General features: G+C 41.8%; 24 protein-coding genes. 17 read left to right on the plus strand and 7 right to left on the minus strand.

Annotation, left to right across the window (positions count from 1 at the left end; genetic code table 11):
* Positions 1-4 precede the first annotated feature (4 nt).
* The 3 genes from IGJ25_RS06720 to IGJ25_RS06730 all read right to left on the minus strand — a co-directional run bounded on the left by IGJ25_RS06720 (position 5) and on the right by IGJ25_RS06730 (position 2,061).
* The gene (locus IGJ25_RS06720; RefSeq protein ID WP_438779190.1) at positions 5-544 is read right to left on the minus strand and encodes a GNAT family N-acetyltransferase; all 540 of its coding nucleotides are present in this window, start codon (positions 542-544) and stop codon (positions 5-7) included.
* A 150-nt stretch (positions 545-694) separates the two neighbouring features.
* A complete protein-coding gene (locus IGJ25_RS06725) occupies positions 695-1,054 on the minus strand; it encodes a hypothetical protein (protein ID WP_438779191.1) in 360 nt (119 codons plus the stop codon).
* 74 nt (positions 1,055-1,128) lie between these two features.
* Positions 1,129-2,061 carry a helix-turn-helix transcriptional regulator gene (locus tag IGJ25_RS06730; protein ID WP_225000932.1) on the minus strand — a complete coding sequence of 311 codons (933 nt, stop codon included), beginning with the start codon at positions 2,059-2,061 and terminating at the stop codon, positions 1,129-1,131.
* Positions 2,062-2,138: 77 nt separating this feature from the next.
* On the opposite strand from IGJ25_RS06730, the gene IGJ25_RS06735 reads away from it, so the two are divergent.
* The 8 genes from IGJ25_RS06735 to IGJ25_RS06770 all read left to right on the plus strand — a co-directional run bounded on the left by IGJ25_RS06735 (position 2,139) and on the right by IGJ25_RS06770 (position 10,346).
* Entirely contained in the window at positions 2,139-2,603 is a 465-nt protein-coding gene (locus IGJ25_RS06735; RefSeq protein ID WP_060793041.1) for a VOC family protein, read from the plus strand.
* Between the two features lie 193 nt (positions 2,604-2,796).
* Positions 2,797-3,936, plus strand: a complete 1,140-nt coding sequence (locus tag IGJ25_RS06740; RefSeq protein ID WP_086292080.1) for an LCP family protein — start codon at positions 2,797-2,799, stop codon at positions 3,934-3,936.
* Positions 3,937-4,113: 177 nt separating this feature from the next.
* Entirely contained in the window at positions 4,114-4,983 is an 870-nt protein-coding gene (locus IGJ25_RS06745; protein ID WP_438779192.1) for a cation diffusion facilitator family transporter, read from the plus strand.
* Between the two features lie 765 nt (positions 4,984-5,748).
* Complete coding sequence (locus IGJ25_RS06750; RefSeq protein WP_438779193.1) at positions 5,749-8,415, plus strand: cation-translocating P-type ATPase; 2,667 nt, start codon at positions 5,749-5,751, stop codon at positions 8,413-8,415.
* Between the two features lie 209 nt (positions 8,416-8,624).
* Positions 8,625-9,032 (plus strand): MarR family winged helix-turn-helix transcriptional regulator, encoded by a 408-nt coding sequence (locus IGJ25_RS06755; protein ID WP_008378808.1) that lies wholly within the window; start codon positions 8,625-8,627, stop codon positions 9,030-9,032.
* 14 nt (positions 9,033-9,046) lie between these two features.
* Positions 9,047-9,682 carry a nitroreductase family protein gene (locus tag IGJ25_RS06760; protein WP_008378805.1) on the plus strand — a complete coding sequence of 212 codons (636 nt, stop codon included), beginning with the start codon at positions 9,047-9,049 and terminating at the stop codon, positions 9,680-9,682.
* A gap of 14 nt (positions 9,683-9,696) precedes the next feature.
* Positions 9,697-9,984, plus strand: a complete 288-nt coding sequence (locus IGJ25_RS06765) for a putative quinol monooxygenase (RefSeq protein ID WP_128431865.1) — start codon at positions 9,697-9,699, stop codon at positions 9,982-9,984.
* Positions 9,985-9,986: 2 nt separating this feature from the next.
* Positions 9,987-10,346, plus strand: a complete 360-nt coding sequence (locus IGJ25_RS06770) for a DUF1304 domain-containing protein (protein WP_015509373.1) — start codon at positions 9,987-9,989, stop codon at positions 10,344-10,346.
* Positions 10,347-10,478: 132 nt separating this feature from the next.
* Here the strand turns inward: IGJ25_RS06770 and IGJ25_RS06775 are convergent, their stop codons facing one another.
* Positions 10,479-11,081, minus strand: a complete 603-nt coding sequence (locus IGJ25_RS06775) for an ECF transporter S component (RefSeq protein WP_438779194.1) — start codon at positions 11,079-11,081, stop codon at positions 10,479-10,481.
* A 109-nt stretch (positions 11,082-11,190) separates the two neighbouring features.
* Here IGJ25_RS06775 and IGJ25_RS06780 point away from each other — a divergent pair, with 109 nt between their 5' ends.
* From IGJ25_RS06780 to IGJ25_RS06790, 3 genes are all read left to right on the plus strand, one after another.
* A complete protein-coding gene (locus IGJ25_RS06780; protein ID WP_223079900.1) occupies positions 11,191-11,811 on the plus strand; it encodes a TetR/AcrR family transcriptional regulator in 621 nt (206 codons plus the stop codon).
* Between the two features lie 366 nt (positions 11,812-12,177).
* The gene (locus IGJ25_RS06785) at positions 12,178-13,644 is read left to right on the plus strand and encodes a PcsB-like coiled-coil domain-containing protein (RefSeq protein WP_438779195.1); all 1,467 of its coding nucleotides are present in this window, start codon (positions 12,178-12,180) and stop codon (positions 13,642-13,644) included.
* Between the two features lie 33 nt (positions 13,645-13,677).
* Positions 13,678-15,555: a glucosaminidase domain-containing protein gene (locus IGJ25_RS06790; RefSeq protein ID WP_438779196.1), complete on the plus strand. Its 1,878-nt coding sequence runs from the start codon at positions 13,678-13,680 to the stop codon at positions 15,553-15,555.
* Here the strand turns inward: IGJ25_RS06790 and IGJ25_RS06795 are convergent.
* Entirely contained in the window at positions 15,514-16,242 is a 729-nt protein-coding gene (locus IGJ25_RS06795; protein WP_438779197.1) for a hypothetical protein, read from the minus strand. The genes IGJ25_RS06790 and IGJ25_RS06795 overlap by 42 nt on opposite strands.
* A gap of 489 nt (positions 16,243-16,731) precedes the next feature.
* Here IGJ25_RS06795 and IGJ25_RS06800 point away from each other — a divergent pair, with 489 nt between their 5' ends.
* The 3 genes from IGJ25_RS06800 (at position 16,732) to IGJ25_RS06810 (ending at position 19,419) form a co-directional block, all read left to right on the plus strand.
* Positions 16,732-17,109, plus strand: coding sequence for a DUF7006 family protein (locus IGJ25_RS06800; RefSeq protein WP_005234961.1), 378 nt, complete (start codon positions 16,732-16,734; stop codon positions 17,107-17,109).
* 137 nt (positions 17,110-17,246) lie between these two features.
* Positions 17,247-18,014, plus strand: a complete 768-nt coding sequence (locus IGJ25_RS06805) for a putative ABC transporter permease (RefSeq protein ID WP_438779198.1) — start codon at positions 17,247-17,249, stop codon at positions 18,012-18,014.
* Positions 18,015-18,219: 205 nt separating this feature from the next.
* Positions 18,220-19,419 carry a 3D domain-containing protein gene (locus IGJ25_RS06810; RefSeq protein ID WP_438779199.1) on the plus strand — a complete coding sequence of 400 codons (1,200 nt, stop codon included), beginning with the start codon at positions 18,220-18,222 and terminating at the stop codon, positions 19,417-19,419.
* 222 nt (positions 19,420-19,641) lie between these two features.
* On the opposite strand, the gene IGJ25_RS06815 is transcribed toward IGJ25_RS06810, so the two are convergent.
* Both IGJ25_RS06815 and IGJ25_RS06820 read right to left on the minus strand, forming a co-directional pair.
* A complete protein-coding gene (locus IGJ25_RS06815; RefSeq protein WP_438779200.1) occupies positions 19,642-20,331 on the minus strand; it encodes a hypothetical protein in 690 nt (229 codons plus the stop codon).
* Between the two features lie 342 nt (positions 20,332-20,673).
* Positions 20,674-21,048, minus strand: a complete 375-nt coding sequence (locus tag IGJ25_RS06820) for a helix-turn-helix domain-containing protein (protein WP_438779201.1) — start codon at positions 21,046-21,048, stop codon at positions 20,674-20,676.
* Between the two features lie 914 nt (positions 21,049-21,962).
* Here IGJ25_RS06820 and IGJ25_RS06825 point away from each other — a divergent pair.
* Genes IGJ25_RS06825 through IGJ25_RS06835 form a run of 3 tightly spaced genes read left to right on the plus strand, consistent with a single transcriptional unit; the run spans position 21,963 to position 24,605 of the window.
* Complete coding sequence (locus IGJ25_RS06825) at positions 21,963-22,832, plus strand: hypothetical protein (protein WP_438779202.1); 870 nt, start codon at positions 21,963-21,965, stop codon at positions 22,830-22,832.
* 46 nt (positions 22,833-22,878) lie between these two features.
* On the plus strand, positions 22,879-23,811 hold the full coding sequence (locus IGJ25_RS06830) for an LCP family glycopolymer transferase (protein WP_015509384.1): 933 nt from the start codon (positions 22,879-22,881) through the stop codon (positions 23,809-23,811).
* 14 nt (positions 23,812-23,825) lie between these two features.
* Positions 23,826-24,605, plus strand: coding sequence for a YveK family protein (locus IGJ25_RS06835; protein WP_375847849.1), 780 nt, complete (start codon positions 23,826-23,828; stop codon positions 24,603-24,605).
* Position 24,606 lies beyond the last annotated feature (1 nt).

Here is a 24,606-nt window from a genome sequence, read left to right on the forward strand (position 1 = left end):
TAAATTATTTCGGATGAGCAGGATGTTCACTGGCCAAACAGGCAAAAACCAAACTATCGGTCCATTCCCCCTTGTTCCACCAGTCTTGGATAAAATGTGCTTCTTGGCGTAATCCTATGCGTTGGCAAAGCTTAGCTGAGGCCTGATTGCGGGCGTCTAGCGTCGCTTGGACCCGATGGATCTTCTGACTGGCAAACAACCAGCCCAACAATTCTTTCAATGCTTCTTGAGCAAACCCTTGTCCGCCAAATGACGGATGGAAGGCATAGCCGATTTCAACGGAAGATGGCTGACCAGTAGACCACACCGATAAATCGCCGATGACCGTTTGATCGTGTAGTACTGCCAAAGAAAGACCTGCTTGGTCCGTCAAGGCGTGCTGTTGGCATTTTTTGGCAAAAGCCGCAGCTACCGTTTCTGTCTGCCAAGGCTCATGAAGTAAGAAACGGCAGACTTCCGCTTGCCGATAAATAGCAAAGGTATCGGCAAAATCACTTTCTTGAAACGGACGGAGCAGTAAACGTTCACTTTCAATAAAACCCATAACAGCCTCCATTTCTTTAGGGACATCTTACCATAGAACGAAATAGCCGAAAACATCCCTTGAAAAATCTGTTTATTTTCTTGCAAAAAAAGTGTAAATCACTTGAAAAGTCTTTTTCTAGGAAAACGAACCTTGCCAGTTGCTGCTCATTTACCACGACTGCCAGCGGGCAAGAAAGGTTTTTTGCCAATCTCCCAAGGGCAAGATCACTCGCTGCATTTGAAAACGGTAGGTTTCCCCTTTATAAGTAAAGCGAATCGGGACGAGCATCCCTACAACAGGATCTTTGTGCTGTTTTTTCAGCTCAGCAAGCGGTATGCTTTTGTGCTGCACGACTTTTGTCGAGAAAAGATTCAACGCCAAAATCGTCAATTGCTGATTATCCAAGACGAGCAGGCTACGGCTGGTGATGGCGTTGAAGGACTGCCATTTTGCATAGCCGATGGCAGCCCCTTCTGTCCTATAGGGGGCAGCCAACGCTTGGAAGATTTTTTTATTTAAAAGAAACATGGGTAGAAAACTCCTTATCAATTAGAATCAGTTTCGCCGCAAGCAAGCAATCAGTAATCAATGCAGGAAAGCGGTCAGTCCGTTGCAAATGGCTGCAGCATTTGCCGAACTTTTTCAGTATACGCTTGTTTGAGGACTAACGGGTGGATTTCTTTGATGGTTGGACCAAATTGCAAGAGAAAATCAGCCAGAAAACCCAGCTCATTGTCGGCAATGTGCCCCTCTAAGCAAAGCTCGCTAGAACGTTCCACCACTGCCATGTCAGGATATTTTTCTTGCCACAAGCGTTCCTTTGCCGATAGATCAAAGCGGATGTGATAGCCCAGTGATTGTGTCAACACTTGTTGCTGCAGCTGTTTTTCAGCTAACTGCTGCAAGGTATAGCCTGTTTTTTCAGTCGGAGCAAGTCCCTGCATTGCATCACAGCGATAGCGGCGAAAAGCCTGCTTTTGACAGTCATAGGCCAAACAATACCAGTAACCAGCGCGAAAATCCAGCTGATAGGGTTGTACGGTCTTGTTCGTTTTTTGATAACGCTGATAGCTAAATTGGATGACCTGTTCTTGTACGATCGCTGAAAAAAGCGCTGAGAGGATCGGTGTACTCGTCAATTGAGGCACCCCTTGAAACGAAACCGCCGTCTCCATTTTTTCTAACCACTCGGTGTCTCCTTGATAAAAAGACTGCAACAGTTTTCGCCGTAGCCCTTGATAGCTCCGATCAAAAGGAGAATCGGTTAATTTTTGTAAGAGCTGCAAAGCAAAGAAAAGGGTATACCGTTCATTTTTGTCAAAGTACAAGGGGGTCAGTTGATTTTTCAAAATCTGATAGCCGCCATAACGACCGGTTTCTACTACGAGAGGCAAGCCCAGCTCTTCCAATGATTGGACATCACGGACGGCTGTACGTTTTGAGATTGCGAAGGTTTCCATCAAATCGGCTAGATGAAAAGTGGTTTTTCCTTGTAAATACAATAGTTCCTGTGTTAAGCGTTCTGATTTTTTCATTTCTTTCTCCAATGGTGCCAAGTTTTGGCAATATTCACAGTTACACTTATGGTAACAAGAAAAGGAGGAACCAACAAATGATCGAACCCCAAATCGCTTTGTTTTTAACCTTAGACGGCAAAGCACAAGAAGCCATTCAATTTTATCAAGAAACACTAGACGCAACCCTCTTATTTGCCATCACCAACCAGGAGTATCGTGAGAGACTTGATCCAACGCTGGAGATTCTTGCGGGACAAGAACAGTATCTTTCTCACTCCATCCTACAGATCGGAGATTTTCAGTTACAGCTGGCAGACAATCCATTAGTTGAAGGAGAGACCATTCAGCGAGGCAATCACTTGTCACTGAGTTTGACGCTAGCGGAGAGCCAAATAGCTCAGAAGCTTTATCAACGATTGAGGCAAAAAGGCAGTCAGACGATCCAAGCACCAAGTGAGAATGCTTTTGCGTTTTTTTATGCAAGTGTTCGCGATCCCTTTGGTGTAATTATTCAGCTGACTGTCGAAAAAGAAGTTGATCCCTCCAAAAAGGGTGAATGAAAAAACTCGTTTTTTAATAAAATATCCATAGAAGTTGACTAATTATCCAAGTTTCTTTCAATCCCAGAATTATTTTTAAGGAATGTTTAAAGGACTTCACAGAAAAAGAATAAAACTTCTTAAAAAAATAGGCGGATCGTAAAAATTCTGGTACAATCGGGGAGAGCAATTCAGGAGAAATGAAGGAGGCACTATGGATAGAAAGACGAGATATAAACAGCAAAGAGCCCACAAAGCGCGCAACAAACGCGTGATTATTGGAGGAATCTTTCTTTTCGCCATTGCAGGCATCGTTTTATTTGCCGGCTATACGTATTATGCAGCAAAAAATTCAGTGGATAAAATGTTTAAAGAATCCGCTGTGATCAGCTCTAATAAAAGTAAACAGGACAACTCATTAAAAGCTTCTGACGTGAATTCAAAGTTTGGGATCTTGTTAATGGGTGTTGATAATGATGCGGAACGTGAAAAGACAGAACATTTGGACAGTGCCCGTACCGACAGTTTGATTTACATGGTGTACGATGGCGAAAACAAGAAAATCGATATGGTCAGTCTCCCTCGAGACATTTGGACCAACATTTATGATGGAACAGGAACCGGGACGATTGCTGCTACCGCCAAGATCAATAGTGCATTCACGATTGGTGAGGAAGACGCAACGATTGAAACAGTCCAAAACTACCTGCAATTGCCAATTGACTATTACGTAAACATCAATTTTACCAGTTTTGAGAAAATCATCGATGCCATCGGAGGGATCACTGTTGATGTGCCTTACGACATCAACAAGAAATATACTTCAGACAACACGGGAGAAACGTTGATCCCAGAAGGTCGTCAATTGTTGAACGGTGAACAAGCCTTGATTTTTGCCCGCATCCGTAAAATGGATACCGATGTGGATCGAGGAAATCGTCAGCAAGAAGTTATTGAAGCAGCGATCCACCAAGCTTTGAAAATCAATAATGTCACCAAGTACCAAGAAATCTTAGACTCAGTCAGCGAAGACGTGAATACAAACTTCAAGTTTGAAGACTTAGTATCTTTAGCAGGCAATATGTTGTCTGGATTCGATATTCAAAAACATACCTTTGAATGGTACGATGGGGAATCTTATGATGGACAATCGATCGTATATATTCAAGACTATTCTTACAATGAAATTCGTAACGATATGTTGAAAGCATTAGGTCAAGCACCCGCAGATACACAAGCAGATGCGAATACAGAAGCCCAAACCGGCGTAGGTACCGATACAGGAACCGAAACCGGTGCAGGAACTGGCGACGGATACGGCTCGGAAGTCGTTGATGACGGAACCGGCTACTAATCAAGAGAAAAAAGTCAGGAGCGATCCTGACTTTTTTTGTGCCCTCAGTCCTTTTTAAACCCCAGTGAAGACAAGGTCAGACCCGCAAGCCACTTTCGTTTTCATCTAGGAAGTGCAGTGCTATGCTTAAGAAAAGAGACAGCTTGTTACAGCGAGTCCGACACCGAAGGAGGAAGTATGATGGAAAAACAGCAAGAGCAAAAAGCCCGTAGAATCGTTTTGCTGACCCATGTCTTAGGGTTGATCATGAAAGCCATCGGCTACTTCTTTAGCGGCAGTGCAGTCTTGATGAATGAAAGTATCCATAGTCTAATCGATTGCATCGATCAAGGACTTCTAGCCATTGGTGAAGGACGAGCGACCTATTTTTTTAGTACTGTAGTTGCCATGACAGTTTTTTTAGGTGGTGGAATTTTAGCGGTTGTTGAAGCCAGCCGTGATCTGCTAGACCCCACCCACGAAGTGGAACAGCTCCAGCTGGTGGCAGCGATCTTATTTGTCAGTTTGTTCATTGAAGTGACAGCTGTTCAAGAGGGGTGGCAAGAAGTCAAAGAACAAAACAAGCAAAAACAGCCCCTCGTCCGTTTCTTAAAAGAAAGCCGCGATTCCGATCTGCTTTTAGGCTTCACGGAAAATTTGTTTGCCTTAGGTAGTGTGACGATCGCCATCGCAGGAATCTTATTGACCGCATTGACGGATAATCCGATATTTGATTCCCTCGGCGGCATTTTGGGTGGATTGTTGCTGATTGCTGCTGCTGTCTTTTTAGCCAAAGAATTTTATAGCCTCTTGATTGGAGAAGGCGCTTCTGCTTCTGATTTAATGGCGATCAAACAAATTTTAGCCGATCCTGCCATCATTCAAATCAAAGATTTGCGAACCCTCCATCTAAGTCCAGAAGAACTTTTGATCGTCGCCGACCTTGCCTTGAAGCTAGGACCCGAAGAACCAAGCATATTTATCGATACCATCGAACAGCGGATCAAACAGGCTTTGCCTGATCTGCGAGTCTATTGCTACATCGAGAGTGAGGAAGTTCCCTCATAAAGTAGAATAAATACGAAGCATTCTTCGGTTGGTGATTTATCATTCAAACGAGGAATGCTTTTTTGGGGTATTGGCGTGCTTGTTTTATATGAACACAATGGATCAATGGCTTGTTTTGCTTCAACCTTTTCTGGCGATCAGGAAGGAGAATGTCAGCGAGAGGTCGCAATTTAATTGTTTTTTTAGCAATAAACACTTTTTTTGTTCAAAAGTTTGTTGTTTTTTGTTAAAATAAAGTAAGGACAGCAAGCGTTCTCTTTTTAAAGTTATTTTTTTGCTAGAGTTGTAACATTGTAAATCACAACATAGCAAAAGCTTAGATTATTAAGAAAACACCGAAACGAGTACCTGTTTGGCATTACTGACATGCTGCCCAATCGTCACCAAAAGCGGTGGTGCTAATTTTGTTACGACTGTTTTTTTACACCACTTGTGAAGCAAAATCCTTTGCGAACATCTTCATCCATGATAGGTTAGAAGTAGGTCGGATGGTTTTTTCACAAAGTACGTACATAGAAAGATCACTTGCGACGATTAAAAGAAGCGACTTCATTGCTCGCAAAATGATCGATGCTCACACACATACCTTTTCCCTCAGCCAGTCAACCTGCGCTTGCTTTTCTTATTGGTTATATTCCCTTCATTCAGCGATCGCCTGAACCGATTCAAATCAAAAAATGACTGTGCAAGGTATCTGTACCGATTTATCCCTTCAGAAACGTGGAAACCCTCGGCAAGAAGTTTACAATTAAAAGGAGGAATTTGATGGAAAAATTTTACCAGCAAAAGACTGAAGAGACCTTGAAACATTTTGAAAGTGACCGCAAGCAAGGCCTAAGCGGGAAAGAAGCTGACAAACGCTTAGAAAAATACGGAGAAAACACGATCCAGCAACAAGAATCCCTTTCTGTATGGGAATTGCTGTGGCATAACTTGAACAACTTGATTGTTTATTTATTGCTAGCAGCTGCGTTACTCTCTTTTGCGATGGGGGAAACGATTGAAGGAATTGCAGTATTGATTGCCGTGGTGATTGCTGTAATGACAGGTTTTATCACAGAATTACGAGCACAAAAATCAATTGATTCTCTTCAAAGCATGATTTACACTACCGCAAAAGTGATTCGTGATGGAGAAGTAATGGAGATCGAGTCGGCAAAAATCGTTCCAGGCGATATTCTCGTTCTGGAAGAAGGGGATGCCATTGCGGCAGATGCCCGCTTACTTGAAACGAGCAACTTTGCCTGCATCGAATCAGCGCTGACCGGTGAGTCAGAAGCTGTTGAAAAAGATGCACGAGAAACCTATGAAGAAGATGTTCCACTAGGCGATCGCCGCAATGTCGTTTTTGCAGGAACTGCGGCAACTCGGGGAAATGCCTATGCTGTAGTGACAGAAACCGGTATGAAGACTGAGGTCGGAAAAATCAGTGACATGCTGACGGGTGACAAAAAGCGTCAAACGCCGTTAGATATCGAATTGGACAAGCTAGGAAAAGCAATCATTATTGCCGCGCTTTTTGCTGCGGTGGCAGTTTTGATCGCTGGGGTCTTGACGAATCAACCATTTGTCGAAATGATCCATATCTCGATTATTTTGGCGGTCGCAGCGATACCTGAGGCAATGCCAGCCGTTTCGACGATCACATTGTCCCGAGGCATGCGGACGATGGCCGAGCACAAAGCACTGGTCAAATCGTTATCAGCTGTTGAGACCTTGGGCGCCACCAGTATCATTGCCAGTGACAAAACGGGGACGCTGACAGAAAACCAAATGACGGTTGCTGAGATCATTTTAGGTTCAGGAGAAATGTTCAAAGTAACAGGAAATGGGTATGAACCCAACGGGAAATTTTACAAGGCAGACTCGGAGGATGAAACCGAGATCGATGCAGCCAATCATGATGCGCTGCAAGGGATGATCGAAAATGGTGCTTTATGTACCACCGCCACTTTACGTGAAAACGAAGGGCAATACGAGATCCTCGGTGATCCAACAGATGGGGCGTTCGTCGTTTTAGGTCAAAAAATCGGCATCAATCGCCAAAAAGAGCAGGACAGCGGGCTGAAGAAAATCGCAGAAATGCCCTTTGATTCCGACAACAAATACATGGTGACCGTGTATGAAGGAAAGCAACGGACATTGATCATCAAAGGGGCACCAGATGTCTTGATTGATTTAGCCGATGCTGATGCCAAAGAAAAAGAACAGCTTCATGAATACAATGACACGTTAGCCAGTCATGGGCAGCGGGTGATCGCTGTCGGTTGCATCAAGGATTATCAAGGTGGAACGGACGAAGCAGAGCTGAAAGCAGCACTACAGGAAATCAAGATCCAAGGCTTTGCGGGCATCGTCGACCCGCCGCGAACAGATGTCAAAGAAGCAGTGAAGGTCGCACAAGAAGCGGGGATCCGAGTGAAAATGATCACGGGGGACCATCCGAAGACGGCATCCATGATCGCCAAAGAAATTGGCTTAAAAGACCATGAAAAAACCATGACGGGCCGTGAGATCGATGAATTGGCAGGGCAAGAAGGCTTTAACGAAAAAATCGAAGAAGTCGCTGTCTTTGCTCGAGTTTCACCAAAAAATAAATTACAGCTTGTGGAAGCGTTGCGTGAAGAAGGCGATATCGTTTCAATGACTGGCGATGGGGTCAACGATGCGCCAGCACTTAACGGCGCCGATATCGGGATCGCCATGGGGATTCGGGGGACAGAAGTAGCCAAAGAATCTTCCGATATGATTTTGACGGATGACCGTTTTGGAACGATCGTCGATGCTATCAAAGAAGGACGCATCATTTTTGACAACATCAAAAAATATGTTTCCTTCCTGTTCTCTTGTAATATGGTTGAGATCGTGACGATCTTTCTAAGTGTCATTTTCTTGATGCCCATGCCGATCCAACCGCTGCATATCCTTTTCTTGAATCTAGTCATCGATATTGCTCCAGCCATGGCATTAGCCTTTGAACCAGCTGAAGACGACATTATGAAGCGCCAGCCCCGCACAAAAGCGGATGGCCTCGTTAACAAGCGTTTCTTAGGACGCATCATTTTAAGTGGGGTCGTGATTGGTTTGGTGGCGTTTGGCTTCTTCAATTTCCTGATGCTGACGGATCACGAGTTGCTTTATGCACAAACAGCAACCTTTACCTTTATGGCAGTGGCGCAATTGATGCATATTTTCAACGTTCGTAAGAGCAGCGGCTTTGGTTTAGACAAAACCCTCTTGAAAAACAAACCATTGATGGGGGCATTGCTCCTTTCCGTGGGCTTACAGCTTTCAGCGGTCTATGTACCGTTTATGAATGAGCTATTGGATACGATGCCGATTCAAGCTGGCACGTGGGGCATTATCTTCGCAGCAGCAGCGATCTCTACACTGATCGTGATGGGCTTGAAGAAACTCTTCCAATTAAAATAAAATATATTCTACCGTATTTTCTCAAAACTGGAGTCACGAAGACCCGCAGCCTGATGGTGTACCTTTATCAAAGAATTTCTGTTTCGATTCTTGATGAGGTTCGCCTAGCTGCGGGTCTTTTTTGCTTACTCTTTACAAGCAAAAGAAAATGATTTATACTTGACTAGTCAACAGTTGACAAGTCAATGATGAAAGGAGCGGTTTATGCAATGAATTTACGTGAGCTAAGCGGATTGCTGTATCGGATGAAAATCGTGAATCAAGAATTAACGGCGATCTTTGAAAAAGAGACTGGCTTTAGTCTGACCCGTTATCAGTTGCTGCAGTTTTTGAATGAGCAAGGACGCTGTACCCAAAATCAAGTACAGAATGAATTGAAGATCGATAGTGCAGCGGTCACGCGGCATTTGAAGATTCTCGAAGAAAAACAATTTGTGACACGGGAACGAAACAAAGACAATAACCGCGAGATTTTTGTTTCTTTGACACCGAAAGCACAAGCCGATTTGGCTAGTTGTGCTTCAAAGCATGCCAGCTCTGAGGAGTCGTTAGGCATCAATTTGACCGAAGAAGAAGAAGCACAGCTTCTAACATTACTTATGAAATTAGTTCCATGAAAGAAGGCAAACCCATGACAGAATACAGCAATAACAATTTTTCAGAGATCACCTTTGGCCGAAAATCGGTTCGTGTCTATGATGAAACCTACAAAATCCCCCATGAAGAAATGTTGACCATGATCCAAGAGTCAACGACAGCACCTTCCTCAGTCAATATGCAGCCTTGGCGCTTTGTCGTTGTGGAAAGCGATGAGCAAAAAGCAAAATTGAAACCGTTGATTCGTTTCAACGTCCGTCAAAATGATACCTCTTCTGCAATGGTCTTGATTTTTGGTGATATGCTTTGTCATGAACTAGGAGAAGAAATCTATAACAAAGCAGTAGCAGAAGGCAAAATGCCAGCAGAAGTACGTGACCAACAATTAGCAGCGATCATTCCGCATTACGAAAATCTTACAAAAGAACAAATGAATGATGTGGTGAAGATCGACGCTAGTTTAGCAGCGATGCAATTTATGTTAGTTGCGCGGGCGCATGGCTATGAAACCAACCCAATCGGCGGCTTTGAAGCAGATCAATTAGCCGAAGCTTTTGGCTTAGACAAAGAACGTTATGTTCCTGTCATGATCCTTTCAGTCGGAAAAGCCAAAGAATTAGGCTATGAATCCGTTCGGTTAGACGCAGAACAAATTACGACATTTCTATAAGAGGAGGGAAAACGATGGAAATCATCAATGCAACGTTTTACATCAAAGAAGAAAAGCGGGCAGATTTTTTAGCCGCTGTTACGCCATTATTAGCATCGGCGAGAGCTGAGGAAGGCTGCCACGGCTATCATCTCTATGAATCATTGGAAGAGAACAATCGGTTTGTCATGGTCGAAAAATGGGCGAATCAAGAAGCAATTACCGCCCACAATCAAAACCCGCTGCTGCAACAATTATTTCAACAAATGCCTGAATTTGCAGCCAAACCGAGCGAGATCGTTGTCGCTCAGCAAGGAGAATAAAGATGACGATTTTATCGACGATTTTGATTGTACTGGTTGCCTTAGAGTTTTTCTATATTCTCTATTTAGAAACATTTGCCACTACGTCCAAAGCAACGGCGCGGGTCTTCAACGTGACGAAAACAGAGCTTGAACGACCGATCGTTGTGACCTTGTTCAAAAACCAAGGAGTTTACAATGGGCTGATTGGTTTGGGGTTACTTTACAGTATTACCTTTGCTTCAGCACCATTGGAAATCAGTCGCTTGCTGTTGATCTACATTATCTTAGTGGCTGCATATGGCAGTGTGACTAGCGACAAGAAAATTATTTTGACCCAAGGCGGTCTAGCGATCCTTGCCTTGCTATCCACCTTTTTTTAACCAATAAAAGAAGAAGTCCCCCGATCGAAGAAAGCATTTCTATACAATAGAAGCTTTCTTCGATCGGGGGCTTTTAATGTTTGGGCAAAGAGTACTCAGAACGTGAAAAAAATGATAGGATAAGAGAAGGGACTAACGATTTTCGGGACGTAAACTGGTTGCTGCAAATAAGGCTTTTACTAGAATGGGTGTTAAGATCGCAGCTGTGATCACCTCAGAAATTCCATTCGTTACAGCGATTCCACCGAGGGTCACGAATAAAGCCGAAGCATCGACACCATAGGTAGTGGCAACTAAGCCAGTATATAAGGTTCCCATTAACGTTAAGACCAAAACTGTATTGGTGATGGTCCCAAAGATTGCTGCAACAATCGAAGCAGCGACGACTTTTTTGGTCTTTTTGTAAATGATCGTAAACAAGAGACCAGCCACTAAGCCAACCAATACACGGGGAACCACCGAGATGATTGGGTTGGTGAAAACGGCAATGTCTAAGGGCGTTGTCGGAGAGGTAAACGCACGAATCATGGTAAAAATACCCCAGACTAAGCCGATGAACATCCCGTCTTTTGTCCCTAAAACGATGGCAGCGACGATCACCGTGATATGGATGATCGTTAAACTAGTGATACCGATCGGAATAAATCCAAGGAAAGGCACCATCGTCTGTAAAATAATAATAGCAGTCAAAATGGCACGAATGACAAGGTGATAGGTTTTACTTTTTGTATTCATTGTAAAAACTCCTTTTTTATAATGACACTCGTGTCATTTTTAAGTTAGGTTGATTATACAACAAAATGACACGAGTGTCATTAATAATGTGATGAAAGGAGCCAAAAAAATGGCAAATAAGCAACAGAGCGAATTGACTACAGCGGAAAAGAAAAAACAACAAAAGCGTGATTTGATTCTTGAAAGTGCCAAAGTCGTCTTTAGTAAGAAAGGCTTGATTGATGCGACAATGAAGGACATTATCGAAGAGTGCGGCATTAGTCGTGGCGGCATTTATTTATACTTTCGTTCGGTGGATGAGATTTTTTTGGCAGTGTTAGAGCAGCGCTCCAAACGAAAATTTGATGATGTACGAGAGATGATCATGGAGCAAGTGCCCTTTGAAACGATTTTAAACAAATATTTTTCCGACCATCGCAAGCGTCTACTCCACAGCATTTCTGACGGTATGCTGCGAGCCGTCTACGAGTATTACTATACGCATAAAACCGAAGCCTCCAGTTCCCTGCAGCAAGCACAACTTTCTGAGACGAAACGGACGATCCATGAGATCTTTCAAGTCGGCGTTCAGCAAGGCGTGTTAAAAGATGAAAACTTGGCAGTGATTGCAGAAAACTATATGTTCGTGATTGAAGGATTGGGGATTTTGGCTCTGACCGGTCACATCACAGAACAGACCATTGATGACCAAATCGCTGTAATGAGACAACTACTCCCTTATCGCGAATAACTAAGACAAAAAAACTCGCTCTTTTCTAGTAAACACTAGGAAGGAGCTTTTTTCATCTGTAAAATTTTTGTGAATCAAGCATATTTTGCAGAAAATTAATGTAATCAAAGTGAAATCTACAACATTATTTATTTTTTCTTAAGAAAAAAGACTTTTTCTATGAAGTTTTCTTGAATAGGTGATATATAGGCATTCACGTGGCGTGTCGATCGCATAGGAGTGGGGAACATGCAATAAAAAAACAGAGTTTATTTGTGTAACTAAAATGTAAATCGCTTACGGATTGGGTTTGTTGCTGAACTATGGTAAAATGAAAATGGTCAAATAAATGAAAAAAAAGTTTTAAAATTGAATTTGGAGGATCAGATGAAGAAGAAAATCTTTGCAACAGTGTGTATGTGTGGCATTGTATTGTCATCATTCGGCGGACCTGTGACCGTTTTTGCTACGAATCATGATCAATTGATCGAACAAAAAAATAACGAGATTGATCAGTTGAGACAGCAACGTCAAAGCGTACAAGGGGAAATTGATGGATTGTCTGCAGAAATTGATTCATTAAATCAAGAAGCAGCAATCATTTTAGCGCAGCAAAGTGATTTGTTGCAAGCGATCGAAGGATTGGATCAGGAAATCAGTCAGTTAGAAGAGCGGATTGCCAAACGCTCAGAAAACATCGAAAAGCAAGCCAGAGAAACACAAGTCAATGGAAAAGGCGACAATTTTCTAACAGCCGTACTAGAAGCTGATTCTGTCAGTGATCTAGTGGGTCGGGTCCATGCCATGACGACGATCATTCGAGCGAATAATGAAGTAATCGAACAGCAAAAAGCCGACCAACAAGCAGTTGAACAAAAGCGTGCGGAATCACAAGAAAAAGTGGCAGAATTGCAAGCAGCACAGAGCCATCTGGAAGCACAAAAAGGTGTCTTGGAAGCAAGCCAAGCAGAATTGAATGTCTTGGTTAGTCAGTTAGCCTACGAAGAAGCAACGAAAGAAGAAGAAAAAGAGCAGCTGCGTGCGGAAAAAGAAGCCTATGAAGCGGAGCAAGCAAGAATTCGTGAAGAAGCTGCCCGTGTTGCGGCTTTACAAGCCCAAGCGGAACAAGCTGCAGCGGAAGCAGCAGCCTTGAATGAAGCGGCTGTTCAAGCAGAGGGCACCGAATCTGACGCAGAAACAGAGAGCCAAGCGCCAGTGGAAGAGCCAGCAGCACCAGCAGAAACACAGCCAGAGGAAACGCAAGAATCTGAACCAGTTGAAACACCAGAGGCTCCAGAAGAAGCACCAGTAGATACACCTGAAATTCAAGAGCCAGAAACACCAGTGACACCTGCAGCACCAGAGACGACAGCGGACAGTGCACCTGCGGTTCCTGCACCAACGCCAGCACCGACGCCCGTTACACCAACACCAGCGCCAACGCCTGCTCCGTCACCAGCACCGATCGTGACACCGCCAGCACCTTCTGCACCAGCATCAACAAATGGGGCTGCAATCGTGGCAGAAGCCTATAAGCATATCGGAAAACCCTATGTTTGGGGTGCCAAAGGACCGGACAGCTTTGACTGTTCTGGGTTTACTCGCTATGTCTTTTTACAAGTAACAGGGAGAGATATTGGTGGATGGACGGTACCACAAGAAACAGCGGGTACAGTGATTTCTGTTAGCCAAGCACAACCAGGAGATCTGTTATTCTGGGGTTCATCAGGCAGCACCTATCATGTAGCCATTGCTTTAGGTGGCGGACAATACATTCATGCACCACGCCCAGAACAAAATGTTTCTGTTGGCAGTACCGCTCATTTTACACCTAGCTTTGCAGTAAGAATGTAAGAAGTAGCTAGCTGTAGTTTTAAGGAGAGACAAATGGAAGAAAGAAAACAGCTTCGTTATCGTGCGAAGAAACAAAGAAGAGGACTTCTTTACCGTAAAAGTGCGGCGGCAACCGCTGCACTTGTTAGTACGGTGAATATTTTGCCGATGAATGTCTTAGCAGATACACTTGAGTCAGCAGAAACCCAAAATGGTGTTCAAGTAGTTGAAACAGCAGAGTCAACCCAAGACACATCGACGCAAGATTCCGTGAGCATTGTAGAAGATCAAGAAGTGAACGAGGGATCACCAGCAACGCAAGATAGTACCGAACCATCAGAAGCTGAAAGTTCGGATGTAGTAGAAATTCAAGACGTACCCGAAAATGAACCAGCAGATGATGCTTCTGAACAGAATGAAGCAGAAATCGATCGTGACATTCCTGTTCTGTCCGAAGAAGAGCGGATCGCCATTGAAACGAAGGTCATGCCCAACTACAACAATCCAATGGCACGTTCTAATAATCAGCAAGCATTTATTCAGCAAGTAGGACCAATGGCACAAGAAGTGGCGGGGGCAAATGACCTCTACGCTTCAGTCATGATTGCGCAAGCGATCTTAGAATCAGGTTGGGGGCAATCCACGCTGACTACTCTTGCCAATAATATGTTTGGTATCAAGGGATCTTACAATGGTCAATTTGTAGAGATGCAAACCTTGGAAGATGACGGGAATGGCAATCTCTATCCGATTATTGCGAAGTTTCGTAAATACCCTTCATTAAAAGAATCTTTTCAAGACAATGCGCACGTTTTGAGAACCACCTCATTTTCGCCGGGGGTTTTCTTCTACCATGGGGCATGGAAGTCTAATACGAATTCTTATCGTGACGCGACACAATGGCTGCAAGGACGCTATGCCACCGACACGTCTTATGCAAGTAAGCTAAACAACTTGATTGAAACGTACAATTTGACCCAGTACGATACATCAAGTGGTGGCGGTTCAAGCGATAATAACAATAACAGCAATAACAATTCTGAACAGGCGATCAATAAGCAATTCAGAACAAATGCAGCACTCAATATCCGTTCGGATGCTTCCACCAGCGCCTCGATCGTGGGTTCATTGGCTGCCAATGCAACATTTGAAGCAGTAGCGCAAAAAAGCGGCACCAGTGTGAACGGCAATACGACGTGGTACCGAATTCAAGGACGTGGTTGGGTAAGTGCCGCTCACGTGACGGAGATCTCATCGAATACGGGTGGGAATGATAACAATAATAATAATGGTAATAACAACGATAATAATAACAGTAACAAAAGTGCTGAACAAAGCATCAACAAAGAGTTTCGCACCACCGCCGCCTTGAACATCCGTTCCGACGCATCGACTAGCGCTTCTGTTGTTGGCTCCTTGGCAAGCAATGCAACATTTCGAGCAGTCGCTCAAAAAACGGGAACGAGTGTCAACGGCAACAATGTGTGGTATCGAATCCAAGGACGCGGCTGGGTGAGTGCTGCGTACGTGACAGAAGTCAACGCTGGAAGTAATAGCTCTGAACAAAGTATCAACAAAGAGTTCCGTACAACGGCAGCTCTGAACATTCGCTCCGATGCGTCTACCAGTGCAAGAATTGTCGGTTTATTGGTGAACAATTCCTCTTTTCGCGCAGTTGCGCAAAAGACCGGAACCAGTGTCAATGGCAACAATGTCTGGTATCGAATTGAAGGACGTGGTTGGGTAAGTGCAGCGTATGTTCAAGAAACGAACACTTCCTCATCAAACAGCACCACCTATACTGTACGTTCGGGAGACACTCTATGGGGGATTTCGCAACGCTACGGTGTGACTGTGAATCAGTTGATGCAATGGAATAACCTTTCTGGCTCATTGATTCTGGTACGGCAACGTCTTGTAGTCCGTAGATAAAAAGAAAAAACATCTGCAACCATTTTTGCGGCTATTTGCCAAAATGGTTACAGATGTTTTGTTTATTCTTCTTTTGAAGCTGTTCATGATCGCTGTTAGTTCCTCTTTTGAAGAGTCGTATAAGCTTTCTAACGTCCAACCATACAACTGAACGTAATTATTTTCGGTTTCAAGTACATAATAAATATAGTGGATATTTAGCCCTTCAACTGTCGCTGGGAAATCAACGAAATAGGCCTTCGTGTCAGGAATTGGTAAAAAGGTGGCAGTCGTATCGAAGCTCGTTGCCAAATTTTCTTGAACCAATCCGAGATAAGTTTCTAAATCGGCAAAATCTTGTTTCGATTCAACGACTGCAGCTAAGTATTTTGTTTCTAACGCATCGGACAACATGAAATCATTGTCAGGATTCAATGAAGTGAAATCAGGTACCTCTTGCCAATTGCTAGGTAAATCGATGGTATAGTTTGTTCCACTCACGCCTGTGATGGTTTGTTCCGAACTTGGTAAAGCCGCTTCGCTGGAAGAGCCCGTCGATTCTTGCGCGACTTCTGTTGACGAAGTCATAGATAAGCTTGTAGTGCTTGCATTTTCCGTGCTTTCTGAAGCTGTTTTCTCCTCTTTTGGCGTACAGCCAGCAAAAAGAAGTGTGAACCCCAATAAACTAAAAACAACACTTTTTCTCATTATTCTCACGTTCCCCTTTGTTTTCTATTTTCAAATAACCAACATTATTTAGTTAATCGTATAATAGGAAAGGAAATAACGCAATAAAATATTCTCAGCTACTGCATGAAAAGAAAAAAATAAAGGGTTGTTAAATAATAAATTTAAAAAAATGAAGCCGAAATAACTGACTGTTACCGCTTATTTTCACTTTTTTCTTAGATTGATGCAAAAGTTGATTATAAATACGGGGCGACTTTTGCTATGCTTTAGAAAAGAAAGGAAGCATTAAAAGAATAGTGAAGTTAAAAATTGTGTCGGTTATATCTATAAAATAATAGTGTGTTTTTTATTTATCTATTTGTTTTGAATAATTGTCAGAATTTTGTTGCGAAATACTATGGCTTCTTTCGATACAAAAAGTAGGGCGACATCAGCGACAGCCGGATAGAGAAAGATAGCTCAAAGCGGCGAGGAATAGAAGAAACATAAGATCTACGTTTAAAAATAATGGAACTAGGGGGAAGGAAATTGTTTTATCAATCAGTAAATGAGTATCTAGTAAAAATGAGAGAAGGATTATCTGCTGAAACCATTAAAGGTGAAATGCCATCAGTCTATGCGTACTGGTTAGCACAGGAAGCAGAATTGAAAAAAATATTGAAAAACAAAGACATGGCTTTTTGGATGGATATCCAAAGAGTTCTCTTGATCGATGCAAAATTAGTATTACTTCGCAGTTACATCAATGACTACGATTTTCACGGATTTTCCGAAGATGAGATCATTGCAAATGTGGAACAAGATCATTTTACCTTCAACAAAGAACTATGTGGCTATAGTTTGAAAGAACAAGTGCACCCATCAATTATTTTTGGTGATCAATAAGCAACAAAAAAGAACGTTCAAACGAGGAATAAGCTACTGCACTGATTCAAAATAAGACCGATTGATTTGTGGTATGATTGTGATGATAAGTACGATTGCACAAATCATTGTGATAGTTTGAAAAGGAGCGGAGAGGTATGGTTCAATTTGAACGGATCATTTTAGTGTTTTTCTTGTACTCATTTATCGGATGGCTTTGGGAAACCATTTATTGCTCACTAAAAGCCAAGCACTTTGTGTATCGGGGGTTCCTTATTGGTCCAATCACACCCATCTACGGCTTTGGAATTCTGGGCGTTGTCTATTTGTTACGGCCATTGCATGAGCAAGTGATTCCACTGTTCTTTGCGGCAGCGTTGTTGGTCACCGTGCTTGAATATGTGACAAGTTATTTACTCGAGCGGTTTTTTCATGCCTCATGGTGGGATTACAAAGAAGTACCACTGAATATCAATGGACGGGTGGCTTTGCCGATTTCTCTTTTTTGGGGCGTGTGCTGTGTGCTCATTGTTCGATTTGTTCATCCGCAAATGCTGGAGATTGTTCAAACATTGAGTGCTCGCGTAGGATTCTTATTGCCAGTTTTCTTATTAATGGTTCTCTCTTTTGATATGGGCTATACCCTAGCTAACTTGGTTGCCTTTCAGAAAGCGGTGCAACAGGTCAATCAAGCTTTTGAGCAGCACAAAAAAGAATTGGCTGAAAATATTGAGCAATATAAAAACGATTGGCAAGGGCGCTTCGCAGCGTTTCCAGAAGAATGGCGCGTATTAAAACAAAATCTACCGAGATTGAATTTCCATCAAAGAAGGCTCTTAAAAAACTTTCAAAAGTTAGAAATCAATCAGATAAAAAGCAGTCAGGAATTGTATCGATTTATTGAAGCCATTCGTAAGAAAAAATAGGTTTGTTACGGTTAGATTACAAAAAATAAACCCTTATCAATGCTGATTCTTCCCACTTTTGACTAATTTCAGTCGGAAAAGACGATGAAAACACCCACTTTTACGATAATTTGTAACAAATTGTAAAGGTCCTGCAATAAAATTCTTCTTAAGAATTTGTATAATAGGATATGTTGGAAACCATAGTGAGAAGTGAGGGAATTTTTTGAAGGCAAAGAAACTACGAACAATCGTTGTCGCTGTCTTTGCGGCAGGAATCGTTTCTCCAATCTTTGCGCAGGCTGAGTCACTTGAATCATTGCAAGAGCAAGAAAGTGCCGTCATGCAGCAAAGTCAGGAAATCAGTACGGAAGTACAGATTGCATTGACTGATGTGAATGCGAAATACAGTGAGGTAGAAGAGCTAAAAGCTCAAATCGCTGAAAATGAAGAATCATTAGCAACAACCAAAGCAGAAATCAAAACTGCACAAGAAACAATTGAAAAGCGTGAAGCTGTCGTTGCGGAACGTATGAAAGACATCCAAGTTAATGGTGGGGCTACCAGAGACTGGACGGTACTATTAGAATCATCCAACATCCAAGATTTTATCAATCGTGCCTATGCGATGACGATGTTACAAAACTTGGAAAAAGAAAAGATCGATTCATTGACAGCAGAAAAAGAAAAGCTGGAAGCTTTAGAAGAAAAAGCACAGTCAACACAGCAATCATTGAAAGAAAATCAAACCGCATTAGAATCAGAAGCCAAAACACTGGATTCAAAAATTGCGAATCTACAAGCCCAATTGAAAGAAAACGAAGCAACCTTGGCACAAATCGCTTCCAGCAAAGAAGCTGAAACAGCTCGCTTAGCTGCTGAAAAAGCAGCAGAAGAACGAGCAGCCAAAGAAGCGGCGGAACAAGCAGCGCAAGAAAAAGCTGAAAAAGAAGCAGCCCAAGCTGCTGAACGTTCAAGCGCTTCTGAATCACAAGCGTCTGCTTCATCGAGCAGCAATACGACTGAAAGCAGCAGCTCATCATCGAGCAGCTCTTCAAGCAACAACAATAGCTCGAACAGCAGCTCAAGCAATACAACTAACAACAGTAATAACAATAGCAACAACAGCAATACAAGTAGTGGTCGAACATTGATGATGGAATCAACTGCTTACTCGTATAAAGAAGCTGGCTCTAGTTTCTTTACAGCAAGTGGGACAGACTTACGTAAAAATCCAATGGCAGTTGCCGTTGATCCAAGCGTGATTCCGTTAGGCACCTTAGTCAATGTTGAAGGTTATGGCGTAGCATTAGCGCTTGATACTGGTGGCGCGATCAAAGGAAACATCATTGATGTTCACTTTGATAACGTCGCACAATGTATCCAATGGGGCCGTCGTCAAGTAAAAGTAACGATCCTCGATTAATCAATCAACTAGCAAGAAGCAGCTCACTGAATGAAGTGGCTGCTTCTTTTTTTACTTATAATGTAGGAAGGCATAAGAAGAGAGCCTATCGCTGCGTCAGTGACGACATAAGCGATAGGCTCTGGATTTATTGTTAAACTTCTCACAAGTTCTTACACTCATTCTCAGGTGCATATTTTGAATAGCTTGGTCAGATCGAGGGGAACGGCGGGTGTTCGCTGATCAAGGATTGAAATTAGCATTTAGCGTTTCCTCTAAAGCTTCCCAGTCGTGCTCATCGGGGAAGGTTTTGAATAGCAAATAATCAATGTCTTGGGCATATTCCGTAATGTATTCCGTATAGTTGGTAACGATCAAATCAATCTGATTTTTTTCCAAATAGCCTGCCGACAATTCATTGGAGTCCGGAAAATAAAAGGTCCGAGAACTGCGCAAATAACGAACAGATTTGCATTTTAATAATTGGCATAAATAAAAGGGGCCTTCGAACAAAAAAGCGATATTCTTCTTGGCTTGCCAGTACAAAGATTTAATAGAAGTAACGTACATCGTAAGACTCGTCCCTAAGTGCTCCAATGTGTTACTGTCCCAAATTTCTCTAGCTAATGGTTGCGTCAACAGATAGTTTTTAAATAGATGGTAATCGTCCGTATACGCCTCTTCGACAAATTGAACGGTATCAGAAATCATATGATTTAATAAGGGGGATAATAATTGCTTGATTTTTGCTACCGTAAAAAAGGACTCCACTAAGAGTCGATCGCGAGCGCTATCTTGTGTATCTGGCAAGCAATCCTTGACAAAGGCTGCCGCAAGCTGCTTGATTTCAGGCCAATGATTATACTCTCTACAAAAGGTTTGCTCGATTGCTAAGTTGCTGATCGAGCGACGGGCTTTTACCAATAAGAACAAATAAAGGACTTCCTCGTGGGGAAGTTCTTTTTGATATTGCTCACTTACAGCCTCATTGATTTCAGAAAATAGCCGAAAATCATTATACTATTCAAATAGTTTTTTTATTTGCTTAGGCAACTCGATACGTTGACCTGCAAAATGGCGCTCAAAGGTGATATACAAGTAATAATTGAATTCACCAAATGAACAAGCATGTTGGTCCAGTTGATAACATCTTGAAAAAGCACTAGCCGTGATATTTTGGATGGCGATGGGTGGAAAGATCGTATGGGCAGTAATTTCCGATTCATAATAGAAATCATGGAAAAATTTGCGAATATTGATCTCTTCACCAATAAATCAAATGGGATTTGTTTGGATCTCCAAACGATAGAAAGAAAAAATAGGTTGCACTTTCCGCAAATAGCGAAGAACGGTGCTTTCTGATATATGGTACTTCTCTGCCCATTCCGATGAGCTATAAAGATCATTGTGGAAAATACTTTCGATGATATGGAACAAAATCTCATCGGCAATCAGCGCACGTTTTTTCATTAAATACACAGCGGAATGTTTGATTGAAAAAATATACCCCTTGTGAGAAGAATCGATCGATAAACAGTCGCCAAAATACTCTTTGAGATCCGTCACGTCAGTTACGATTGTTCGCGTGGTACTTCCTGAAATCTTTGCCAAACCTTGAGTCGAACATTGATAATTTTTCTCGAATGCCATCAAAATTTTCAGCTATCGAATCGTTGCTGTGTTGGTAATAAAATTAATTTGAAAATTTCTCAAGACGTGGCTCCTTTCATGAATAAAATCGCAAATCTTACTTATTCATCTTAAAGAAGATAGGGAAGAAAAAACAAATCACGTATTTCATCGGTTGGTGAAATCTATACCTGTGCCTGTGCAAGATTTTTTGCATTTTCTATAAATCAACTGATGATCGGCATATATATAGGTAGAAACACGTTTTTTCAGTGCAAAGAAGGAAATTGATTGGCATTGAATAGTAAGAGAGAGGTGACAATTTTATTACGATAAAATAAAAATTGAGTGATTAACTATATTTAAAATAAACCGATAGAAGTTGGTGAGGTGAATTTGAGGGAGAAAGTCACTTTTCCGAAGATAACTTATAATTTTAATAGGAACGATTGGTGTAATTAAATAGTAACCGCGAAGGAAACCCTATGTGCCCCAAGAAAAATATTCCGTTTTATTCAACCGATTTATAATAACAACAACATTTAACTTTTCTTTCTGAAATTCTTATGTTTTCTATTTATAATGAAAAGATGTTGAGAAAATGATTGAATATAATCACTAGAGGTTATTTTTCTATGATGTGACAACTCTCAAAGACGATGAGAACAACGATTATCACTGAATTATTCATTATTTAAAATGAGGGTTTAAAAAAACTGTCAAGTATGCTACACGTTATTTATGTATATTTAAAATAACTGATGTTTGCCATTATATAAGTCTTTTGTTGATGAAAAATATACCTTTAAAAAGAAAAAACAGGAATTTCCTTTATTTAATGATACATTTCTCTTATAATAAACTAGAATTGCCTTTATTATGTCAGACGAAGGCAGCATGCTTAAACAAGCACAATTGAAGTAGGGAGTGTGTTCATGGGAAAGCCGTTAGTAAAGACTTTGACTGTTTTAGCCGTGGGTATTGGCGCAGTTGCAATATGTTTCATTGGTTACCGACAAAATAACCAAAGACAATATCAGCAGCGAGTCGAATACGCACAGACAGCGATTGCCAGCGAAAAAGATCGCATCAATGAGTTGTCTAATGAAATTGCTGAATTATACAGCGACGAGGATCAAATATTTTTAAGAAAAGATCTTAAAGAGGAAGACGTTCTTAAAACAGTCGCAAAACTTTCTGCAGTGAAAGTATCTGCAGACGATTATGGGATCGATGATGATGCATTACCAACTGAGTCAGTCGAGATCCAACAAGAAAAAGCCGCCCTTGATGATCAACTAAAAGACATCGAGGCAAAATTAAAAGTACAAGCGGATACGGAAGCCTTATTTACTGAAGGCGTTTCAAATTGGCAAAGTGCTGAGAATGATGTCATCATTAGAGCCGATCTAAAAGAAACGGATGTTGGGAATGTCCGTGAAAATCTGAGCTTTTTTGAAGATAGTAAATGGAAAGAGTTAGTTGTTTCCTATTTAGAGTATGCGGATACCCAATTGGACCGCATTGCAAAATTACAAGAAACTTTTGATGAAATGCTTGACGGGGATGAGGTGACCAGTGAAGTCACCTTAGAAAAATACCTGAGTGCAGTCGACAGTATCAGCAAAGTTCGCAATGAAGAATTGAAAGAGAAATACACCGAATTAGCAGACAAAGTCGCTACCCAAATGGGGTACACAGGGTACAGCACGTATACACCCCCCGCTTCAACGGAAAGTTATTCAGAGGATACATCAGCAGGAGACGGCACCTGGACAGATCAAAGTTCAGACGTTGTCTACTAATTGAAAACATGTATCAAAGAAAAAAGAGATAACTGGAGGAAAGCAAATGTCAAAAGGAAAAAAAATCTTTCTAATTATTTTTTCAATCGTTGCAGTGTTAGTCATCGGATTGATCGGTGTTGCTGCTAAACTATATTTTGATGTGTCAAACTCAATTAACGAAACTTATCAATCAGTTGAGCGTGATCGAGAAGATCGCCTACGTGAAAATGATGTCGATCTATCCCAACAAGAGTCCTTCTCGGTTTTACTGATGGGGATCGATACCGGTGATTTAGGCAGAGTCGAACAAGGCCGTTCTGATACCATGATGGTTGCGACCATCAGCCCACAGGACAACCAGACGACTGTGGTGAGTATTGGACGAGATTCCTATGTCGATATCGTTGGACACGGGACGACAGATAAAATTAACCATGCCTATGCTTTTGGTGGACCAGCGATGGCAATGAATACCGTAGAAAAATTCTTGGATATTCCGATCGATCATTATGTATCAATCAATATGGCTGGTTTAAAAGAATTAGTCGATGCAGTCGGCGGCATTGAAGTTGACAATGAAATCACCTTTTCGCAAGATGGCTTTGATTTTGCTATCGGACGTACGTCACTAAATGGCGAACAAGCCCTTGCCTATTCAAGAATGCGTTATGAAGATCCAAACGGCGATTATGGACGTCAAGAACGTCAACGTAAAATCGTTGAAGGGATCGTTAAGAAAGTCTTGAGTCTTGATGGCATCACCCAATATCAAACGATCTTAAATGCTGTTGAGCAAAACATGAAAACAGATATGAGTTTCGATGACATGCGAACTTTAGCATTTAATTATCGCAGTGCCTTTCAAACAATCAAACAAGATCAGTTGCAAGGGGAAGGATTCATGCAAGACGGCATCTCATATCAGCGAGTGAGTGACGAAGAACTAGCAAGAGTTCAAAAAGAGTTGAAAGCTCAACTAAATCTAGAGAATGAATAGGAAGTGGAGAAAAGATGGAAGAAACAATTAGCTTAAAAGAAATATTCGCAATTCTACGGAAACACTTAGCTGCTATTTTTATTTCAATGTTTGCTGGTTTAGCTTTAGCAGGGATATTCACCTTCTTTGTCATTACACCTAAATACAGTTCACAAGCCCAGTTGATTGTGACATTGCCTCAATCAGAAACTACCAATGCAAACGATGTAAATACAAACTTGCAAATGATCAATACGTATAAAGATATGATCGTCAGCGATTTAGTTATGACACAAGTCAAGGATCGTTTGGAGTCTGAAAATAACCTTGACTTGACTGTCGGACAATTGAAGGAATCCATTTCAATCAATCAATCGCAAAACTCACAAATGTTTTCCATTCAGGCAACTAGTACCAATGCAGTGTCAGCGCAAAATATTGCCAACACGACCGCATTGGTCTTTCAAGAAAATGCCCAAGATGTTATGAATGTTGATAAAATCTCAATCATTTCAAGTGCGGTAGCTAGTACCACTCCAGTTTCACCTAATAACAAACTAAACTTAGCCATTGGTCTAGTACTAGGCATCATGGTCGGTGTTGGCTTAGCCTTCTTATTGGAGTTGCTAGATCGAACTGTCAAAGATGATAAATTTGTAACTGAAACATTAGGCTTTACCGTATTAGGTACTGTACCCCGAATGTCACCAAAAGAATTGGCTGCGACCATTCAGAAAAAACCAAGTGCACCATTTATTAAGAAACCGCAAGGCGACAAAGCGGCAGAATCACGCCGCAGTCGTAGTCGAGTCTAGG

Source organism: Enterococcus sp. DIV0240d, from assembly GCF_051711245.1.
In the GTDB taxonomy this organism is placed as follows: domain Bacteria; phylum Bacillota; class Bacilli; order Lactobacillales; family Enterococcaceae; genus Enterococcus_D; species Enterococcus_D casseliflavus.

Coding starts and splice junctions, on each gene's coding strand:
- IGJ25_RS06720 (WP_438779190.1), bottom strand. CDS start 544: ATGGGTTTTATTGAAAGTGAACGTTTACTGCTCCGTCCGTTTCAAGAA.
- IGJ25_RS06725 (WP_438779191.1), bottom strand. CDS start 1,054: ATGTTTCTTTTAAATAAAAAAATCTTCCAAGCGTTGGCTGCCCCCTAT.
- IGJ25_RS06730 (WP_225000932.1), bottom strand. CDS start 2,061: ATGAAAAAATCAGAACGCTTAACACAGGAACTATTGTATTTACAAGGA.
- IGJ25_RS06735 (WP_060793041.1), top strand. CDS start 2,139: ATGATCGAACCCCAAATCGCTTTGTTTTTAACCTTAGACGGCAAAGCA.
- IGJ25_RS06740 (WP_086292080.1), top strand. CDS start 2,797: ATGGATAGAAAGACGAGATATAAACAGCAAAGAGCCCACAAAGCGCGC.
- IGJ25_RS06745 (WP_438779192.1), top strand. CDS start 4,114: ATGATGGAAAAACAGCAAGAGCAAAAAGCCCGTAGAATCGTTTTGCTG.
- IGJ25_RS06750 (WP_438779193.1), top strand. CDS start 5,749: ATGGAAAAATTTTACCAGCAAAAGACTGAAGAGACCTTGAAACATTTT.
- IGJ25_RS06755 (WP_008378808.1), top strand. CDS start 8,625: ATGAATTTACGTGAGCTAAGCGGATTGCTGTATCGGATGAAAATCGTG.
- IGJ25_RS06760 (WP_008378805.1), top strand. CDS start 9,047: ATGACAGAATACAGCAATAACAATTTTTCAGAGATCACCTTTGGCCGA.
- IGJ25_RS06765 (WP_128431865.1), top strand. CDS start 9,697: ATGGAAATCATCAATGCAACGTTTTACATCAAAGAAGAAAAGCGGGCA.
- IGJ25_RS06770 (WP_015509373.1), top strand. CDS start 9,987: ATGACGATTTTATCGACGATTTTGATTGTACTGGTTGCCTTAGAGTTT.
- IGJ25_RS06775 (WP_438779194.1), bottom strand. CDS start 11,081: ATGAATACAAAAAGTAAAACCTATCACCTTGTCATTCGTGCCATTTTG.
- IGJ25_RS06780 (WP_223079900.1), top strand. CDS start 11,191: ATGGCAAATAAGCAACAGAGCGAATTGACTACAGCGGAAAAGAAAAAA.
- IGJ25_RS06785 (WP_438779195.1), top strand. CDS start 12,178: ATGAAGAAGAAAATCTTTGCAACAGTGTGTATGTGTGGCATTGTATTG.
- IGJ25_RS06790 (WP_438779196.1), top strand. CDS start 13,678: ATGGAAGAAAGAAAACAGCTTCGTTATCGTGCGAAGAAACAAAGAAGA.
- IGJ25_RS06795 (WP_438779197.1), bottom strand. CDS start 16,242: ATGAGAAAAAGTGTTGTTTTTAGTTTATTGGGGTTCACACTTCTTTTT.
- IGJ25_RS06800 (WP_005234961.1), top strand. CDS start 16,732: ATGGAACTAGGGGGAAGGAAATTGTTTTATCAATCAGTAAATGAGTAT.
- IGJ25_RS06805 (WP_438779198.1), top strand. CDS start 17,247: ATGGTTCAATTTGAACGGATCATTTTAGTGTTTTTCTTGTACTCATTT.
- IGJ25_RS06820 (WP_438779201.1), bottom strand. CDS start 21,048: ATGGCATTCGAGAAAAATTATCAATGTTCGACTCAAGGTTTGGCAAAG.
- IGJ25_RS06825 (WP_438779202.1), top strand. CDS start 21,963: ATGGGAAAGCCGTTAGTAAAGACTTTGACTGTTTTAGCCGTGGGTATT.
- IGJ25_RS06830 (WP_015509384.1), top strand. CDS start 22,879: ATGTCAAAAGGAAAAAAAATCTTTCTAATTATTTTTTCAATCGTTGCA.
- IGJ25_RS06835 (WP_375847849.1), top strand. CDS start 23,826: ATGGAAGAAACAATTAGCTTAAAAGAAATATTCGCAATTCTACGGAAA.